This window comes from Tabrizicola fusiformis, from assembly GCF_013328815.1.
Classification (GTDB): domain Bacteria; phylum Pseudomonadota; class Alphaproteobacteria; order Rhodobacterales; family Rhodobacteraceae; genus Fuscibacter.
In genome coordinates this window covers 222,175-238,398 of the sequence record NZ_JABUHN010000002.1, presented here as the reverse complement: position 1 = coordinate 238,398, position 16,224 = coordinate 222,175, and the positions used below count along the sequence as shown (strand labels likewise).

The window sequence follows — 16,224 nt, the reverse complement described above, 5'->3', positions numbered from 1 at the left end:
CGCCGTCCCGATGGCCAAAGAAAAGCACGGGACCGCCGCCATGGCGAGAAAATTTTCATTTTCCCGAAAGTTTGTTTCCTGAGAATCAGGTCCAACCCCGGCTTGCCCAAAAACCGGACGCAAAAAGGCCCCGACACGGGGTCGGGGCCTTGGTTTGCAGCGCGGCGCGGTCAGTTGCGCAGATAGCTTTCCATCGAATCCTCCAGCGCGTCTTTCCAAGGCGTGTGGTGGATCGGCGCCATGGTGCCGGTGATGACAGATTTGTAGGCGTGGTTGCGGAAGCCCATGATGTCTTCCTTCTTGTGGTCCTTCCACTCGAAGAACGCTTCGCAGGCGCCGTCCACGTCGAAGGACGGGTAATCGGTTTCCGCGATCAGTTCCTTCACATAGTCACCCTGATAATGGATGGCGTCATGCGCGTCCTGCCCGGCATCCTCGCCCGCAACGCGGTCTTCGACATCCTTGATCAGCGCGGCCTTGTCGGCGGGAATCGCAATCCGCCCCATGATCGCGTCGCGCACCCACCAAGCTTGCGCGTCGAACATGTTGAAGGTGAACCACTGGTCCTGCATCCCCACATAGAAGAGCTTGGGGTTATGCACCCAGGCCACGCCCTTGTAGAGGTCCGCCGTCGCCAGCCGGTTCGCGGTTTTCAGCCGCAGATCGTCGGGCAGGAAGGGGAAATGGTGCTTGTAGCCGGTGCAGAGGATCACCGCATCGACCTTCTTCGAGGTGCCGTCCTTGAAGTAGGCGGTATCCTCGTCCATGTGGTCGAGCGCGGGCACTTCCTTCCAGTTGTCGGGCCAGTTGAAGCCCATCGGCGCGTTGCGATAGGCGACGGTGATCGAATTGGCGCCGTATTTCCAGCACTGGCTGCCGATATCCTCAGCCGAATAGGACGAGCCGAGCAGCAAGAGATCCTTGCCTGCAAACTCGCGCGCATCGCGGAAGTCATGGGCGTGCAGGACGCGGCCGTTGAACTTGTCGAACCCCGGATATTCCGGCACGTTCGGCACCGAGAAATGGCCAGAAGCGACGATCACATTGTCGAAATCCTCGTCATACATCCGGTCATTCTTGAGGTCATGCACGGTGACGGTGAAATTGCCCTTGTCCGCATTATAGCGGACCATGCGGATCGTGCTGCTGAACCGGATCCAGTCGCGCACGCCCGCCTTGTTCACGCGGCCTTCGATATAGTCGAACAACACGGCGCGCGGCGGATAGCTGGCGATCTGCTTGCCGAAATGTTCTTCAAAGGAATAGTCCGCGAATTCAAGACCTTCCTTCGGACCATTCGACCAGAGATAGCGATACATCGAGCAGTGGACCGGCTCGCCATGTTCATCAAGGCCGGTGCGCCAGGTGTAATTCCACAAGCCCCCCCAGTTGGACTGCTTTTCAAAGCACACAACTTCGGGGATTTCGGCCCCCTTGGCCTTGGCCGACTGGAATGCGCGAAGCTGCGCCAGTCCTGACGGACCGGCACCGATCACCGCTACTCTCTTCTTCATGGACACCTCCGGATGCTGGCTGTTCTTGGCAGTTGATTTCGCGCGCTGCCTTGCATCCGAACCTAGAAGAGAAGTTGCGTGTGTGTCAAATCTTCTTCCCCATGGTAAACACATCGCCCCGGCATCCCAGGCCGGAGCGATGAGAAAACGGGCTGCCCTGCGCCTTCAGCGCGCCACCGTCACGGTGCAATGCGCCTGCCCCGCCACCTCGGCCGCGACAGACCCCAGAACCAGCCGCTTGACCCCGCGCTTGTCGCCGGTGCCCATGACGATCTGGTCATAGCCATGCTGCTCGGCATAGGCGATGATGGCGGCCCCCGGCTCACGCGCGACAAGCTCTGCCGTATCGGCGGCTTCGGCCCCGGCGGCCTTGGCAGCGGCCACGGCCCCCTCCAGCAGGCTGGCCACCTCTTCTTCGCGCCAATGGTTGATGGTCGGGCCGCGTGCCCCGCCATGGGCGATGTTCACGACGCAAAGCGTCAGTTCCGCCCCGCTTTGCCGGGCAATCTCGGCGGCGCGGATCACGCCCAGGGTTGCATGGTCGCTGCCATCGGTGGGACAGAGAATCTTCTTGCTCATGGCGGTCGCTCCTTGCTCACAGTTGACCTGCGGCACAGGAAGCCCTCATTCTGGGCAAACCGCCTTGACGTGTATCAAAAAAGGTTCACCCAAAGGCAAAATCCTGCCGGGAGCCACCATGAAACCGATCACCGCCGAAGACCGTCAGGTCGCCAACATCCATGACGCCGCCTTTACCCCCTTTGTCTATCCCGACGGGCTGGCTCTGGGCGATACCGTGCTGCAACTGGACAAGGGGCGCGAGCTGGGCACCGGCTTTCACGTCTACCGGATGCCCGCGGGCATGACGACACGCGGCCACCGCCACAACGGGCATGAGCAATTCCTGATCCTTGAAGGCGAGTTGCACGAAAGCGACGGCACCATCCTGAAGGCCGGCGATCTGGTGTTCTACCGCGACGGGTCGGAACATAATTCCTATACCCCAAACGGCTGTCTTCTGGCGGTGCATATCGCCGGACCCGAGATTTCGGTGGAATAAGGGAACCCGCACCATGGCCCTGACCATCTGGACCTATGACTGGGTGCCGCAAATGCCGCGCGGCTATGTGCGCGACATTCGGCTGCGGTGGGCCGCAGAAGAGGCGGGGCTTGCCTACAATGTGGCCACGGTTCCGGCCGGTGTTCGCGGGCCGGAACATCTGGCGCGGCAACCCTTCGGGCAGGTGCCTTTCCTTGAGGATGGCGACATCCGGCTGTTTGAAAGCGGCGCCTGCCTTTTGCATCTGGCCGAGAAAAGCGAGGTTCTGATGCCCCGCGACCCGGCGGGGCGGGCGGAAACCCTGCAATGGCTTTTCGCCGCGCTGAACTCGGTCGAGATGGTCACTGTTCCATGGTGGTTCATCGGCCTGAAAAAGCCCGCCGAAAACCCGCTGGCAGGCTGGATGCAGCAGCGATTTTCCCGGCTTGAGGCGGTGCTGAACGGGCGTGACTGGCTGGCCGACGGGCGTTTTACGGTGGCCGATATCGCCATGGCCGAGGTGTTGCGCCTGCCGGGTGATCTGGGGGCGCTGGCCGATCATCCGGCGCTGCGGGCCTATCTCGGGCGGCTCTGCGACCGCCCGGCCTTCGTCAAGGCGCGGCAGGATCAGCTTGACCATTTCGCAGCGGCGGATGCCGTCCGCAACAAGGGCTGAGGCCCAAAAAAAAGGCCCCGGTCGCAACCGGGGCCGCAGGCGAAGCCCATGGGGAAGGGGCTTAGATATCCAGGGTATTCTCGGTCTCCCAGACCGAGAAATGCGAGGCGTAGCTGTCCCATTCCTTGTGTTTCAGCTTCAGGAACGCCGCCGAGAATTCATCGCCCATCACCGATTTCAGCACCTTGTCCTTGTCATAGGCGCGCAGCGCGTCCAGCAGGTTCAAGGGCAGCTTGGGCGCGTTCTTCACCGTATGGCCCATCTGATACATGTCGATGTCGTGGCGCGGGCCGGGGTCGGCCTTGGAACGCACGCCGTCCAGACCGGCCGCCAGAATGACCGCCTGCATCAGATAGGGGTTGGCCGCGCCATCGGGCAGGCGCAGTTCGAACCGGCCCGGGCCGGGGACGCGCACCATATGGGTGCGGTTGTTGCCAGTCCAGGTGACCGAGTTCGGCGCCCAGGTCGCCCCCGACGAGGTGCGCGGCGCGTTGATCCGCTTGTAGCTGTTCACCGTCGGGTTGCAGATCGCGGCCAAGGCGCTCGCGTGCTTCATGATCCCGCCCAGGAAGTGGCGGCCCTGATCCGACAGGCCCAACTCTTTGGAATTGTCGGCAAAGGCGTTCTTCTTGCCATCCAGCGACCAGACCGAGATATGGGCGTGGCAGCCCGAGCCGGTCAGCCCCTTGAACGGCTTGGGCATGAAGGTGGCGCGCAGCCCGTGCTTTTCGGCCACCGATTTCAGCATGAACTTGAAGAAGCTGTGCTTGTCGGCGGTTTGCAGCACGTCGTCATACTTCCAGTTCATCTCGAACTGGCCGGTCGCGTCTTCGTGGTCGTTCTGGTAGGCTTCCCAGCCGAGGTCGAGCATGTAATCGCAGACTTCGGCAATCACATCATACTGTCGCATCACCGCCTGCTGGTCATAGCAGGGCTTTTCGGCATTGTCGTAAGGGTCGGCCACACGGTCGCCCGCAGGCGTCAGCAGGAAGAATTCCGGCTCCACCCCGGTCTTGACGCGCAGCCCCTCTTTCGCGGCCTCGTCCACAAGTTTGCGCAGCACGTTGCGCGGGGCCTGCGCCACCGGCTGCCCCTCCATCACGCAGTTGGAGGCGAGCCAGGCCACTTCCGGTTTCCACGGCAGTTGGATCGCGGTTTCCGGGTCGGGCACCGCCATCATGTCGGGGTGGGCGGGGGTCAGGTCCAGCCAGGTGGCGAAGCCGGCAAAACCGGCCCCGTCCTGAACCATGTCATTGATCGCCTGCGCCGGAACGAGCTTGGCCCGCTGCCCTCCGAAGAGGTCCGTGTAAGAGACCATGAAATACTTGACGCCCTTTTCCTTGGCCCATTTGGCAAGGTCTTTCGTCATAGGTGTAGCTCCCTGTCGTCTTTATGTTTTTCAGAACCCGCCGGTGCGCCCGGGGATCCAGTTGGTGCCGGCCAGCGGAACGCCTGCCATGGCCGCAGCCTCGATCGTCAGCGAGCAGAGGTCTTCGGGTTCCAGATTGTGCAGGTGATTCTTGCCGCAGGCCCGCGCGATGGTCTGCGCTTCCAGCGTCATCACCTTGAGGTAGTTTTTCAAGCGCCGCCCGCCCAGGATCGGGTCGAACCGCTTGGACAGTTCGGGGTCTTGGGTGGTGATCCCGGCCGGGTCGCGGCCTTCGTGCCAGTCGTCATAGGCATCGGCGGTGGTGCCAAGCTTCTGGTATTCGCTTTCCCATTTCGGGTCATTGTCGCCCAGCGCAATCAGCGCAGCGGTGCCGATGGCCACCGCATCGGCACCCAGCGCCATGGCCTTGGCCACATCGGCGCCGGTGCGGATACCGCCCGACACGATGAGCTGAACCTTGCGGTGCATCCCCAGATCCTGCAACGCCTTCACCGCCTGCGGGATACAGGCCAGAATCGGCATCCCCACATGTTCGATGAAGACATCCTGCGTCGCAGCCGTGCCGCCCTGCATGCCGTCCAGCACCACCACATCGGCGCCCGCCTTCACGGCCAGCGCGGTGTCGTAATAGGGGCGCGCGCCGCCGACCTTCACATAGATCGGCTTTTCCCAATCGGTGATTTCGCGCAGTTCCATGATCTTGATTTCCAGATCATCCGGCCCGGTCCAGTCGGGGTGACGGCAGGCCGAGCGCTGGTCGATGCCCTTGGGCAGGTTGCGCATATTGGCCACGCGGTCGGAAATCTTCTGACCCAGCAGCATCCCGCCGCCACCCGGCTTGGCGCCCTGCCCCACCACAACCTCAATCGCGTCGCAGCGACGCAGGTCATCGGGGTTCATGCCATAGCGGCTGGGCAGGTATTGATAGACGAGGGTGCGCGAATGGCCGCGCTCTTCCTCGGTCATGCCGCCGTCGCCGGTGGTGGTGGAGGTGCCGGCGGCCGATGCGCCGCGCCCCAGCGCCTCTTTCGCCGGACCCGACAGCGCGCCGAACGACATGCCCGCGATGGTCACCGGAATTTCCAGATGGATCGGCTTCTTGGCGAAACGGGTGCCCAGCCAGACATCGGTGGCGCATTTCTCGCGGTAGCCTTCCAGCGGATAGCGGGAAATCGAGGCGCCAAGGAACAACAGGTCATCGAAATGCGGCAGGTGCCGCTTGGTGCCGCCGCCGCGGATGTCATAGATGCCGGAGGCCGCCGCGCGACGGATTTCGGCATTCACCGCCGGGGTGAAGGTGGCCGAGAAGCGGGGCGGGGTATGGGGAAAATCGCTCATGGGATGCCTCAGTAGGCCGACGCATTGTCGATGTTGAAATTGTAGAGTTTGCGGGCAGAGCCATAGCGCTTGAACTCTTCCGGCTTGGCCAGATGCTCGGCCTCGCCGCGCTTGAGCAGATCGGCCAGCAGGGCCAGATGTTCGGGCCGCATTTCCTTTTCGATGCAATCGGCGCCCAGCGATTTGACCGAGCCGCGCACGAAAAGCCGGGCTTCATAGAGGCTGTCGCCCAGCGCGTCGCCGGCATCGCCCAGGACCACCAGATTGCCCGACTGCGCCATGAAGGCCGACATGTGGCCGATGCTGCCATGCACCACGATGTCGATGCCCTTCATCGACACGCCGCAGCGCGACGAAGCATTGCCCTTGACCACCAGCAAGCCGCCGCGCCCGGTCGCCCCGGCGTATTGGCTGGCATTTCCGTCGATGATCACCGTGCCCGACATCATGTTTTCGGCAACGCCCGGACCGGCGCTGCCCTTGATGCGGATGGTGGCCTGCTTGTTCATCCCCGCGCAGTAATAGCCGGTCGAACCGCGCACGGTGATATCCACCGGGGCATCCACCCCGGCGGCGATGGCATGGGCGCCCTTGGGGTTGATCACTTCCCAGGCGGTCATGTTGGTCTGGCCCTTGAGGGCGTGCAGCGACGAATTGAGCGCGCGCAGCCCCTCTGCGCCAAGGTCGAAGGTCTGCATTCTCTCAACGCTCCCAGAAGTAGACGGTGGCGGGCTCGGGTTCCCAGACGCGGGCGGTTTCGATGCCCGGCAGGTTGACCAGCGCGCGGTATTCCGACCCGAAGGCCACATATTGATCGGTTTCGGCCATCACGGCGGGCTTGCAGGCGATGGGATCACGCACCACGCCAAAACCGTTGTGGGTGCCGACGACGAAGGTGAAGAACCCGTCCAGATCGTCCAGCCCCGATTCAAGCGCGGTGCCCAGATCCTCGCCCTCTTTCAGCTTCTGGCTGACATAGGCGGCGGCGACCTCGGTGTCGTTCTGGGTCTCGAAGGTCATGCCCTTGCGGATCAGTTCGCGGCGCAATCCGTTGTGGTTGGACAGGCTGCCGTTGTGGACAAGGCACTGGTCCGGCCCGGTCGAGAACGGGTGCGCGCCCATCGTGGTGACGGCCGATTCGGTCGCCATCCGGGTATGGCCGATGCCATGGGTGCCCGACATCTTCGACACGCCAAAGCGGGCGGCGACATCCTTGGGCAGGCCGACCTCCTTGAAGATCTCGATGGCTTCGCCCGCGCTCATCACCTTGACGCCGGGGCGCAGGGTGGTAACGGCGCTGCGGGCCGCGTCCAGCTTGTCGGCCGGAACATCCAGAACCACATGGGTATCCTTGACGTCGGCCGTCACCGGGCCGCCGATGGCGGCGGACAGATCGGCGTCCAGCCCCTTGAAGTCGGCTGCCGCATTGGCCGATTGCACGGTCAGCTTGGCGTGCCCCTCTTCGGGACGGACATAAATGGCGATGCCTGCCGAATCCGGGCCACGATCGGTCATCGTGATCAGCATGTCGGTCAACAGCGCGCCCAGTTGAGGTTCAAGCTTGGGGTCCTTCAGGAACAGCCCAACGATGCCACACATGGATTCGTCTCCTTCCATTCTCTGACCGAAGGCTAGCACCGAATTCTTCCGCTAATCAACTGCCAAGAAACTTTTTTCACCTGTCGGGAAAATTCGCGCAGCGCCCAGAATTTGGGCAGGTTTTGCTTGACAGAATGCCGCACCCGGCTTTCCCTTGAGAAAACAAATTTGCCGGAGAGAAAAGGACGCCGCGGCCCCGTCCAAACCGGCTGTCAAAGGGCCTTAGGGAGGGAATAGTGTCTGACCTCGATCAACGGATTGGGGCGATGCACCGACGCGACGTGCTTGTGGCATGGGCGTTCGTCATCGGCCTCTGGTTTGCGGTGATCTTCGTGGCGCTGGCAACGTGGTCTCTGGCGCCCAATGGCGTGGCGCGGATCATGCTGCTCTGTGCCGGGGCGGTCGTGCTGTTGTTCAACACCGCCGCCATCATCGCCATGCTGCGCCATTACCGCGAAGACCGCGACTTCATCTATGGGCTCGACATCCGCTTCCTGGATGAAGCCCGCGGGCGGAGGGGCTGAGATGGCGCATTATTCGGCCCCGAAGCAGGGCAAGGCCAGCCAGCTGATCGACGTGATCGTTCTTGTTGCCCTGACGGTGGGGGCGCTCTTCGTGCCGCTCTGGCTGGGCATGGCCGGATCGACCAAGACCGTCTCGAACCCCGCCGAAGCGCCCACATGGGAGGCGCTTGGCCAGAACGCCGCGCAGGCCGCGCAATACGAGGCGCTGGGATATGACCCGGCCTCGGCGCATGACCTGATCCTTGCGCGGTTCGACTACAGCTTCACCGCCGGGGCGCTGATCGCCATGATCGTGGTGGTGGTGCTGTATTACGTCCTGCTGCTGCGCTTTTCCGAATCCGAATACCGCGAAGTGATCGCGGAAAAATTCGGCGAGAAATAGGAGCCCATCATGCAGACCTGGAATTACATCGAATATGCCGCATGGGGGCTGTCGGCCCTTTTCGGCCTTTACATGCTGGTGGACTGGTTCCGCACCGATACGAGCTATTCCGAGGATGTCCTCACCTCATCGCGCGAAGGCGAGCTTGAGGCGCTGACCGAAGAAGAACACAAGGCTTAGGGGCGCATCATGGCAGATATCGACATCACATCGAAAACGATGGACGGCATGGGCCCGCATGGCACCAAGGTCGGCCTGTTGCGGGTGCTTGGTCCGGCCCATGTCTGGGCCTTGGGCGTGGGCATCGTGCTTGTGGGCGAATACATGGGCTGGAACTTTGCCGTGGGCAAGGGCGGTGCCTATGCCGCGCTGATCGCCTGCTGGTTCGCGGGCATCCTTTACACCTGCGTCGCGATGATCGACAGCGAGGTCACCTCGACCGTGGCCGCCGCCGGGGGCCAGTATACGCAAGCCAAGCACATCGTGGGGCCGCTGATGGCCTTCAACGTCGGGCTTTACCTGACCTTCGCCTATACGATGCTGGAGGCGGCCAATGCGATTACCGCCGGTTACCTGATTTCGGTCGTGGCCACGATGACGGGATATGAGGGCGCCTTGGACCAGCGGCCCTTCATCATCCTGTCCATCCTGTTTCTGGCCTGGCTGAACTATCGCGGGGTGCTGGCGACGCTGACCTTCAACCTTGTGATCACCGCCATCGCCTTTGTGGCGATTCTGGTGCTGTTCGTGTCCACCTCGGGCATCATCGGCACCGGCATCGTGCAGCATGCAGCGCTGTTCGAGGGGCACGAGCTGCCCTATGGCTGGATCGGCGTGCTGGCGGCGATGCACTTTGGCCTGTGGTATTACCTTGGCATCGAAGGCACCACACAGGCCGCCGAAGAGGTCCGTTCCCCCGCCCGCGCCCTGCCCTTCGGCACGCTGGCCGGGATCATGACGCTGCTGATTGCCGCGACCCTGACATGGTATACTTGTTCCGGCGTGCTGCCTTGGGAGTTCCTCGGCGATGGGGTGAACGGCTCGGTGGCGCCGCTGTTCGACACGGCGCGGCTTTCGGGGTCTAACGCGCTGGTCTGGCTTCTGGGCATCGGCACGCTCTTTGCCACGCTGGCATCCGCCAATGGCTGCATCAATGATGCCAGCCGGGCATGGTTCGCCATGGGACGCGACAAATACCTGCCGGGCTGGTTTGGCGCGGTGCATCCGAAGTATCGCACGCCCTACCGTTCGATCGTGTTTCTTGTGCCGATCGCGCTGATCTTCGCGCTGGGGGCGCCGCTGGATCAGGTGATCACCTTCTCGATCCTGTCGGGGCTTCTGGAATACACCTTCATGCCGCTGAACATCATCCTGTTCCGCAAGAAATGGCCGATGGGCAGTATCAAGCGCGGTTATGAACACCCGTTCCACCCGCTGCCCGCCATCGTGCTGCTTTGCCTTTGCGGCATCACCTTCTTTGCGGTGTTCCTGGGCTATGGCACGCAACTGGTGGCGATGATCGGCTTCTACATCGTGGTGTCGCTGTGGTTCCACTTCTGGCGCTACCGCTTTGTGAACCGGGGGGCGCAGTTCACCATGCCCTGGCCGAAACCGCAGGGATACTGATCCTGCCGGACTGACCCTGCGACCTGACGGCCCGCCCGATCCCCCGGGCGGGCCGAATTGCCCCCGAAAGATGCCATGACCGCCCTGCCCCCCCTCCTCGCGGCCGCTTTTGCCGTTCTGCTGCTCTGGCTTGCGCGCGCAACATGGATGGCCGCCCGCACCCGAAACGCGGCACGGGCGGGTTACTTCACCGCCGTGGCCCCGCTCTTTGACCGGCAGGTGACGCGGATCGCGCCCAGCGGCTTTGCCCGGATGACCGGACATATCGGCCCCGACGGATTTGACCTGCAGGCGGTGCCCGACGGGCTGACCTTCCGCAAACTGCCCGCGCTCTGGGTGATGGTGACCCTGCCACAGCCCATGCCGGTGCAGGCCACGCTTGACATCATGGCCCGCCCCACCGGGCAGGAACCGTTTTCGCATTTCAGCCAGTTGCCGCAATCGCTGCCCTGCCCCGACAGCCTGCCCCCCGGCACCGGCATCCGCAGCGACGATGCCGCCGGCGTGCCCGCGGCCGCGCTTCTGGCGCCGCATCTGGCGATCTTTGCCGATCCGAAGGTCAAGGAACTGCTGATCTCGCCCAAGGGGCTGCGGCTGGTGATTCTGGGCGACGAGGCGGACCGTGGCCGCTACCTTATCTTCCGCGATGGCGAGGTCGGGCAACAGCCGCTGGCCCCGGCGCGTCTCTTGCCGCTGTTGGACGCGCTGCGCGCCCTGCGCGATGATCTTGTGAGCGAGGAAAGCACATGAACAAACCACCCCATCCCCGGCTTGTGCTGGCGACCGGACTTCTGTTGCCGGGCGTCGGGCAGGTGATGAACCGCCAGCCGGTGCGCGGGCTGATCTTCGTGTGCTTCGTGGTGCTGCTGGGGGGGTTCACCCTGAAGACCGCCGCGCCGGATGTCTCGGTGGTGGGCAAATTCGCGGGCGGGCTGTTCGTCTGGGCCATCGCCGCGATGGACGCCTACCGCACCGCCCGCATCCGCTACACCATCTGGCAGCATCGGAGCGGATGACCAAGGGGATCGCCCGCGGCGGGCCGGGGCCTCCGGCGGGAGTATTTCAAAAGGTGCAAATCCCGGGTGGTTCACCCCTGCGGATAGGCGATGACCGAAAGATAGCGGGCGGGCAGTTTCACCAGTGTCTCCGGCCCATGTGGTGCATCGGCATCAAAGAACAGGCTGTCGCCGGGTTTCAGCGGATAGATCTGTTCGCCGTGGCGGTAATCCACCTCGCCTTCGAGCATGTAGAGCAGTTCCAGCCCCTCGTGCTGAAAGGCGGGGAAGGTGTCGCTCTCGGTGGTCAGGGTGATGATATAGGGTTCCACCACCACGCCCGACGAATTCGAGCCGATATGGCCCAGCAGGTTATACTGATGGCCGGCCCGGGTGCCGCGCCGTTCAATCTCGACATGTTCGCCGGATTTCACATGCTGCGCCTCGCGGCGTTCCTCATAGCTGCGGAAGAAGGCCGTCACCGGCACCGAAAAGGCATGGGACAGCACCTGCAAGGTGGTCAGAGAAGGCGAGGTATTGCCGTTCTCGATCTTGGACAGCATCCCGATGGACAGGCCGGTCACCGCCGCAAGATCGGCCACGGTCATGCCCTGCTGGCGGCGGAAGTTGCGCACCTCGCGGCCGATGGCAGCTTCGAGGTTGCGCTCGGTGATTTCGCGGACGCGGTGCGGATCCTGATCGAAGGCAGGCTTGCCACGCGGCAGGGCGGGAATTTCCGAGATTTCGTCCATGGGTGCCTCATCTGTCAGGCGGAAATCATACGGCAGATTTCACTACAGGGAAACATCTTGTGGAACAAGGGGCTGCAACTTCCTGCCATCCTGCCGCCCGGATTGCCCGGCAGGATGCACCCATGCTGAGGATGGACGCAAACCGCATCACCTATCGGGAAAATCCGCTGCCCTGGCCGCTGCGGGCCTTCGTCCTCTTCCTGGGGCTGGGTGTGGGTCTGGGCATTCCTGCCGCCTGGCTGGCCAATGTCGGCGCCGAAACCTCTTGGCCGGTGCTGGCGCTGGTCGGGGCGGTCGTGCTGGTTTCGGGCGGGCTTGGCGGGTTCTTTCTGCTGCTGGCGCTGGTCAACACCACCGAGCTGTGGATCGACCCGGCGCTGCCCGGGGTAACCCGCAGCAGGCGCGGGCCGCTGATCAATGACATTAGGACGATGCCGCGCCACAGCATCGGCCCGCCCGCGCTGATCATGCGCGAAGCGGAGGATGGGCCTTTCCCGGTTCTGCGGCTGCCGGTGCCGGGCGGCCGACCCATCGAGATGGCTTGTTTCGACAGCCGCGCAGAAGCGGAGCGCTGGCGCGATGCCATCGCCGCCGCCTTGCGTGCCTAGACGACCGAGGCTGCCGTCACTTCAAGCGCGTGCAGCAGGCTGGCCGCCGAAGAGCGCGGGCCGTAAAGCGTGGCCTCCCCCGCGCCCCGGCGGATCAGGTAGACGCCCAGATGTTCGATCACCGTGCGGCTGGCATAGCCCACCGGCGCCTGCGGCCAGTCGATATTGGTCAGCCGCTCCAGCAGCGGCCCAAGGTCGGGCGCCGACAGGTCAAAGCGCACCCAGGCGTCGGTCTGTTCGGTCAGCGAGGCCGCCTCGCCGAAGGCGGGTTTGAGGGCGGCCACGATGTCTTCGTGGCTGGCAAAGGGCGCCTCGACGAACCACATCTCGGGCGCCACCCAGAAGGCGGCCAGAACCGGCCCGGCTTCGGCCCGGGCAGCACCGGGCAAGGGCAGGCCCAGACCGGCCGCCGCCTTGGCAAAAGCCGCCTCTTGCCCGCGCCGCTGTGCCAGCGAGGCAAGCGCCACGTCGAAACGTTCAGCGATCCGCAGCGGGCCGATCTGCACGGTTTCCGGTGCCCCGTGGCCCAGCGCGGTGAGGGGTTTGAGGATATCAGCCACGGAGACGTTCTCCTTCGGGGTCAAAGAAATGCGGGCTGACGATTTCAACCTCGGTGTCGGTCTTGGTCAGGAAGTTGACCGCGCGCATCCGGCGCCCGATCTTCTGATCCCCGGCCTTGAGATAGCCAAGCGCAATGTCGCAGCCCAGATGCGGCGAATAGACCTTGGAAGTCAGCCAGCCGCCATCGCTTTCCAAGACCGGCGGCGCGCCGATTTTAAGGAAATGGCTGCCCGCCTGCAAGACGCCCTTGGGATCGACCGGCTTCACGCCGACAAGGCGATAGCCCTCGGCGCGGTTCATCCCCTCGCGCTGCGACAGGACCATGCCGATGGAGTCCTTTTTCTTCGACACCATCTTGCCCAGCCCCATGTTCAGCGCGGTGGACTGGCCGTTCAGCTCGCCCCCCGCCACATGGCCCTTTTCGATCCGCATGACGCCCAGCGCCTCGGTGCCGTAAACCACGGCATCAAACTCGCGCCCGGCTTCGGTCAGCGCCCGGATCAGCGCATCGCCATAGCGGGTGGGAACGGCGACTTCATAGGCCAGTTCGCCCGAGAACGAGATGCGGAAGAGCCGCGCCCTAAGGCCGCCGATGGTGATGTTGCCTGCCCCCATATAGGGGAAGGCGGCATCGGAAATGTCCTGATCCACCAGCTTTTGCAAAAGCTTGCGGGCGTTGGGCCCGGCGACGGAATATTGCGCCCAAGCCTCGGTCGTCGAGATCAGTTGCACATCCATATCGGGGAACAGGCACTGGCGGACATATTCCAGATGGCGGAACACCGTCACCGCATTGGCGGTGGTGGTGGTCATCACATATTCGTTCGGCCCCATCCGCGCCGTGGTGCCGTCGTCAAACACCATGCCGTCTTCGCGCAGCATCAGACCATAGCGGCATTTGCCCACGGCCAGCGTGCTGAAGGTGTTGGCATAGACCTTGTCGAGGAAGGCGCCCGCATCGGTGCCCTGAATGTCGATCTTGCCCAGCGTGGTCACGTCACAGATACCGACCGATTTCCGCGTCGCCAGCACCTCGCGGTCAACACTTTCGCGCCAGGTCGTCTCGCCGGGTTTCGGCAGCCATTGCAGGCGGAGCCAGTTGCCGACCTCGACAAAGATGCCGCCCTGCTCTTCGGCCCATTTGTGGCTGGGCGTCAGGCGGAAGGGCTTGAACTCTTTGCCGCGTGACCGGCCCGCCAGCGTGCCCATCGCCACCGGCGTATAGGGCGGGCGGTAGATGGTGGTGCCGGTGGCCGGAATAGACTGGCCGGTCAGCTCGGCCATGATCGCAAGGCCAAGGACATTGCCGGTCTTGCCCTGATCGGTGGCCATGCCCAGCGTGGTATAGCGTTTCAGATGCTCGACCGAGGAGAAATTCTCCTTATGGGCCAGCTTCACATCCTTGACCGTCACATCGTTCTGCGGGTCGATCCAGGCCCGGCCCTTGCCCCCGCTCACATACCAGAGCGGCGTGATGGCGATGGGCGCATCCTCGGCCTGCGGCAGGGAATAGGGCGCCTGCAGCCCCAGCGTTTCCAGCGCCTCGCGCGCCGCCTCGGCCCCGCCACGCAGGGCGCCATGGGTGGAAAGGTCACCTGCCGCCGCCCCTGCCGCCGCCAGATTGGCCGGGCCACCAGCGCCGGGCACGAAAGCCGCGATATCGTCGCGCCATTCCGGGCGCGAGCGGTGGTGCGAGGTGATGTTGACGTTCGGGTTCCAGCCGCCCGACACCGCAAGGGCATTGGCGCTGATCACCTCGGTCTTGCCATTGGCCTGCCGCACGGTGATCGAGGTCAGCCCCAACCGCCCGGCGCTGTCGATCACCTCGGCGCCCTGCAAATGGCGGATGCCGGGCAACAGGTCACCCCCCGGGCGACTGTCGATCACTGCGACCACATCCACGCCGCGCCCCTTCAGATCGCGGGCGGTGCGCAGGCCATCGTCGTTGTTGGTGAAGACCGCCACCCGGTCGCCCACCGCCACGCCCCAGCGGTTGGCATAGGCGCGCAAGCTGCCCGCCAGCATGATGCCGGGCCGGTCGTTGTTTTCAAAGGCGATGGGCCGCTCGGTCGCGCCGCCCGCAAGGATCGCGCGCTTGGAGTAGATGCGCCACAGCGTCTGGCGCGGCTTGCCAGCTGCGGGCACCGCCAGATGGTCGCTGACCCGTTCCACGGCGGCATAGATGCCATGATCAAAGGCACCGACAATCGTGGTGCGCGGCATCAGCCGCACATTCGGCAGGCTGGCCAGTTCCGCCGCGACCCCCGCCGCCCAGTCGGCCCCGGCCTGTTCGCCCACCGCAAAGGTTTCGGCATTCAGCCGCCCGCCCAGCCGGAAATCCTCATCGGCCAGGATCACCCGCGCCCCGGCGCGCCCCGCCGTCAAGGCCGCCATCAGGCCGGCAGGCCCGCCGCCGATGACCAGCACATCGCAGTGCAGAAAGCCCTTGTCATAATCATCCGGGTCTTCCTGTTTCGTCAGGCTGCCCAGACCCGCCGCGCGGCGGATGATCGGCTCATAGACCTTCTCCCAGAAGGCCGCCGGCCACATGAACGTCTTGTAATAGAAGCCCGCCGTGAAGAAGGTATTCAGCCGGTCATTGATCGCCAGCGCATCAAACCGCAGGCTGGGCCAGGCGTTCTGGCTGGTCGCCTCCAGCCCGTCGAAGAGTTCGGCCACGGTGGCCCGTGTGTTCGGCTCTTGCCGCGCGCCCGTGCGCAGTTGCACCAGCGCGTTCGGCTCTTCCGAGCCCGCCGAAAGCGGCCCGCGCGGGCGGTGATACTTGAAGCTGCGCCCCATCAGGCACACCCCGTTGGCCAGAAGCGCCGAAGCCAGCGTATCGCCCGGGTGCCCCTGATAGGCCACCCCGTCAAAGCTGAAACGGAAGGTCTGGCTGCGGTCGATCAACCCGCCCTGAATGCGATTGGACTGGCTCATTTGCTGCGCCCCCGCGCGCGGGCCACGTCGCGGGCCAGTTCGACCGATGTGATTTCATGGCTGACGGTATTGCGCGTCACCACCAGCCAGGATCGGTCGCCTTGCTCGTGATACCAAAGTTCGCGGTGCAGCCCTGCGGGGTTGTCGCGGTTGTAGAGATAGTCGTGGAACGATTCGATCCCGGCAGTCATGCCATCGGGTCGGTCGATCAGACTGGCATCGCCCAGATAGACGAATTCCTGCGCATCACGCGGCCCCAGGATGGGATGATTGATAATCATTT

19 protein-coding genes are annotated in these 16,224 nt (G+C 64.0%); 9 read left to right on the top strand and 10 right to left on the bottom strand.

The genetic code is table 11. The features are described from left to right. Nucleotides 1–170: 170 nt before the first annotated feature. Nucleotides 171–1,514: an NAD(P)-binding domain-containing protein gene (locus HS053_RS03750; protein ID WP_174209868.1), complete on the bottom strand. Its 1,344-nt coding sequence runs from the start codon at nt 1,512–1,514 to the stop codon at nt 171–173. Between the two features lie 165 nt (nt 1,515–1,679). After that, nucleotides 1,680–2,093 (bottom strand): universal stress protein, encoded by a 414-nt coding sequence (locus HS053_RS03745; protein ID WP_174209867.1) that lies wholly within the window; start codon nt 2,091–2,093, stop codon nt 1,680–1,682. Between the two features lie 118 nt (nt 2,094–2,211). On the opposite strand from HS053_RS03745, the gene HS053_RS03740 reads away from it, so the two are divergent. Together HS053_RS03740 and HS053_RS03735 are read left to right on the top strand one after the other, a co-directional pair. Next, the gene (locus tag HS053_RS03740; protein WP_174209866.1) at nt 2,212–2,574 is read left to right on the top strand and encodes a cupin domain-containing protein; all 363 of its coding nucleotides are present in this window, start codon (nt 2,212–2,214) and stop codon (nt 2,572–2,574) included. Between the two features lie 13 nt (nt 2,575–2,587). Beyond that, nucleotides 2,588–3,229 carry a glutathione S-transferase family protein gene (locus tag HS053_RS03735; RefSeq protein ID WP_174209865.1) on the top strand — a complete coding sequence of 214 codons (642 nt, stop codon included), beginning with the start codon at nt 2,588–2,590 and terminating at the stop codon, nt 3,227–3,229. A gap of 61 nt (nt 3,230–3,290) precedes the next feature. Here the strand turns inward: HS053_RS03735 and glnT are convergent, their stop codons facing one another. From glnT to HS053_RS03715, 4 genes are read right to left on the bottom strand one after another with little or no spacing between them, the layout of a single operon-like run. Further along, nucleotides 3,291–4,598 carry a type III glutamate--ammonia ligase gene (gene glnT / locus HS053_RS03730; protein ID WP_174209864.1) on the bottom strand — a complete coding sequence of 436 codons (1,308 nt, stop codon included), beginning with the start codon at nt 4,596–4,598 and terminating at the stop codon, nt 3,291–3,293. A 30-nt stretch (nt 4,599–4,628) separates the two neighbouring features. Continuing rightward, entirely contained in the window at nt 4,629–5,957 is a 1,329-nt protein-coding gene (locus HS053_RS03725) for an FMN-binding glutamate synthase family protein (RefSeq protein ID WP_174209863.1), read from the bottom strand. 8 nt (nt 5,958–5,965) lie between these two features. After that, nucleotides 5,966–6,655, bottom strand: a complete 690-nt coding sequence (locus HS053_RS03720) for a GltB/FmdC/FwdC-like GXGXG domain-containing protein (protein WP_174209862.1) — start codon at nt 6,653–6,655, stop codon at nt 5,966–5,968. Between the two features lie 4 nt (nt 6,656–6,659). Next, nucleotides 6,660–7,556, bottom strand: a complete 897-nt coding sequence (locus HS053_RS03715; RefSeq protein WP_174209861.1) for a class II glutamine amidotransferase — start codon at nt 7,554–7,556, stop codon at nt 6,660–6,662. A gap of 266 nt (nt 7,557–7,822) precedes the next feature. Here HS053_RS03715 and HS053_RS03710 point away from each other — a divergent pair, with 266 nt between their 5' ends. The 6 genes from HS053_RS03710 (at nt 7,823) to HS053_RS03685 (ending at nt 11,104) form a co-directional block, all read left to right on the top strand. Further along, a complete protein-coding gene (locus HS053_RS03710) occupies nt 7,823–8,080 on the top strand; it encodes a hypothetical protein (RefSeq protein WP_174209860.1) in 258 nt (85 codons plus the stop codon). Nucleotide 8,081: 1 nt separating this feature from the next. Then, a complete protein-coding gene (locus tag HS053_RS03705) occupies nt 8,082–8,462 on the top strand; it encodes a hypothetical protein (protein ID WP_174209859.1) in 381 nt (126 codons plus the stop codon). 9 nt (nt 8,463–8,471) lie between these two features. After that, nucleotides 8,472–8,642, top strand: a complete 171-nt coding sequence (locus tag HS053_RS03700) for a hypothetical protein (protein ID WP_174209858.1) — start codon at nt 8,472–8,474, stop codon at nt 8,640–8,642. Nucleotides 8,643–8,651: 9 nt separating this feature from the next. Then, nucleotides 8,652–10,088: an APC family permease gene (locus HS053_RS03695; RefSeq protein ID WP_241699742.1), complete on the top strand. Its 1,437-nt coding sequence runs from the start codon at nt 8,652–8,654 to the stop codon at nt 10,086–10,088. A 75-nt stretch (nt 10,089–10,163) separates the two neighbouring features. After that, nucleotides 10,164–10,838: a hypothetical protein gene (locus HS053_RS03690; protein WP_174209857.1), complete on the top strand. Its 675-nt coding sequence runs from the start codon at nt 10,164–10,166 to the stop codon at nt 10,836–10,838. Further along, entirely contained in the window at nt 10,835–11,104 is a 270-nt protein-coding gene (locus tag HS053_RS03685) for a hypothetical protein (protein WP_174209856.1), read from the top strand. The genes HS053_RS03690 and HS053_RS03685 overlap by 4 nt, the downstream gene beginning before the upstream one ends. Nucleotides 11,105–11,175: 71 nt before the next feature. On the opposite strand, the gene HS053_RS03680 is transcribed toward HS053_RS03685, so the two are convergent. Then, the gene (locus tag HS053_RS03680; protein ID WP_174209855.1) at nt 11,176–11,835 is read right to left on the bottom strand and encodes a helix-turn-helix domain-containing protein; all 660 of its coding nucleotides are present in this window, start codon (nt 11,833–11,835) and stop codon (nt 11,176–11,178) included. Between the two features lie 122 nt (nt 11,836–11,957). Between HS053_RS03680 and HS053_RS03675 the strand changes: the two genes are divergently transcribed. Further along, nucleotides 11,958–12,443 carry a hypothetical protein gene (locus tag HS053_RS03675; protein ID WP_174209854.1) on the top strand — a complete coding sequence of 162 codons (486 nt, stop codon included), beginning with the start codon at nt 11,958–11,960 and terminating at the stop codon, nt 12,441–12,443. On the opposite strand, the gene HS053_RS03670 is transcribed toward HS053_RS03675, so the two are convergent. Genes HS053_RS03670 through HS053_RS03660 form a run of 3 tightly spaced genes read right to left on the bottom strand, consistent with a single transcriptional unit; the run spans nt 12,440 to nt 16,222 of the window. After that, entirely contained in the window at nt 12,440–13,003 is a 564-nt protein-coding gene (locus HS053_RS03670; protein WP_347233288.1) for a sarcosine oxidase subunit gamma, read from the bottom strand. The two genes, HS053_RS03675 and HS053_RS03670, sit on opposite strands and share 4 nt — an antisense overlap. Beyond that, nucleotides 12,996–15,941 carry a sarcosine oxidase subunit alpha family protein gene (locus tag HS053_RS03665; RefSeq protein WP_174209853.1) on the bottom strand — a complete coding sequence of 982 codons (2,946 nt, stop codon included), beginning with the start codon at nt 15,939–15,941 and terminating at the stop codon, nt 12,996–12,998. The genes HS053_RS03670 and HS053_RS03665 overlap by 8 nt, the downstream gene beginning before the upstream one ends. Beyond that, on the bottom strand, nt 15,938–16,222 hold the full coding sequence (locus HS053_RS03660) for a sarcosine oxidase subunit delta (RefSeq protein ID WP_174209852.1): 285 nt from the start codon (nt 16,220–16,222) through the stop codon (nt 15,938–15,940). The genes HS053_RS03665 and HS053_RS03660 overlap by 4 nt, the downstream gene beginning before the upstream one ends. Nucleotides 16,223–16,224 lie beyond the last annotated feature (2 nt).

Excerpts from the sequence above, each read along its gene's own strand:
- HS053_RS03750 (WP_174209868.1), bottom strand. The coding sequence starts at position 1,514 with ATGAAGAAGAGAGTAGCGGTGATCGGTGCCGGTCCGTCAGGACTGGCG.
- HS053_RS03745 (WP_174209867.1), bottom strand. The coding sequence starts at position 2,093 with ATGAGCAAGAAGATTCTCTGTCCCACCGATGGCAGCGACCATGCAACC.
- HS053_RS03740 (WP_174209866.1), top strand. The coding sequence starts at position 2,212 with ATGAAACCGATCACCGCCGAAGACCGTCAGGTCGCCAACATCCATGAC.
- HS053_RS03735 (WP_174209865.1), top strand. The coding sequence starts at position 2,588 with ATGGCCCTGACCATCTGGACCTATGACTGGGTGCCGCAAATGCCGCGC.
- glnT (WP_174209864.1), bottom strand. The coding sequence starts at position 4,598 with ATGACGAAAGACCTTGCCAAATGGGCCAAGGAAAAGGGCGTCAAGTAT.
- HS053_RS03725 (WP_174209863.1), bottom strand. The coding sequence starts at position 5,957 with ATGAGCGATTTTCCCCATACCCCGCCCCGCTTCTCGGCCACCTTCACC.
- HS053_RS03720 (WP_174209862.1), bottom strand. The coding sequence starts at position 6,655 with ATGCAGACCTTCGACCTTGGCGCAGAGGGGCTGCGCGCGCTCAATTCG.
- HS053_RS03715 (WP_174209861.1), bottom strand. The coding sequence starts at position 7,556 with ATGTGTGGCATCGTTGGGCTGTTCCTGAAGGACCCCAAGCTTGAACCT.
- HS053_RS03710 (WP_174209860.1), top strand. The coding sequence starts at position 7,823 with ATGCACCGACGCGACGTGCTTGTGGCATGGGCGTTCGTCATCGGCCTC.
- HS053_RS03705 (WP_174209859.1), top strand. The coding sequence starts at position 8,082 with ATGGCGCATTATTCGGCCCCGAAGCAGGGCAAGGCCAGCCAGCTGATC.
- HS053_RS03700 (WP_174209858.1), top strand. The coding sequence starts at position 8,472 with ATGCAGACCTGGAATTACATCGAATATGCCGCATGGGGGCTGTCGGCC.
- HS053_RS03695 (WP_241699742.1), top strand. The coding sequence starts at position 8,652 with ATGGCAGATATCGACATCACATCGAAAACGATGGACGGCATGGGCCCG.
- HS053_RS03690 (WP_174209857.1), top strand. The coding sequence starts at position 10,164 with ATGACCGCCCTGCCCCCCCTCCTCGCGGCCGCTTTTGCCGTTCTGCTG.
- HS053_RS03685 (WP_174209856.1), top strand. The coding sequence starts at position 10,835 with ATGAACAAACCACCCCATCCCCGGCTTGTGCTGGCGACCGGACTTCTG.
- HS053_RS03680 (WP_174209855.1), bottom strand. The coding sequence starts at position 11,835 with ATGGACGAAATCTCGGAAATTCCCGCCCTGCCGCGTGGCAAGCCTGCC.
- HS053_RS03675 (WP_174209854.1), top strand. The coding sequence starts at position 11,958 with ATGCTGAGGATGGACGCAAACCGCATCACCTATCGGGAAAATCCGCTG.
- HS053_RS03665 (WP_174209853.1), bottom strand. The coding sequence starts at position 15,941 with ATGAGCCAGTCCAATCGCATTCAGGGCGGGTTGATCGACCGCAGCCAG.
- HS053_RS03660 (WP_174209852.1), bottom strand. The coding sequence starts at position 16,222 with ATGATTATCAATCATCCCATCCTGGGGCCGCGTGATGCGCAGGAATTC.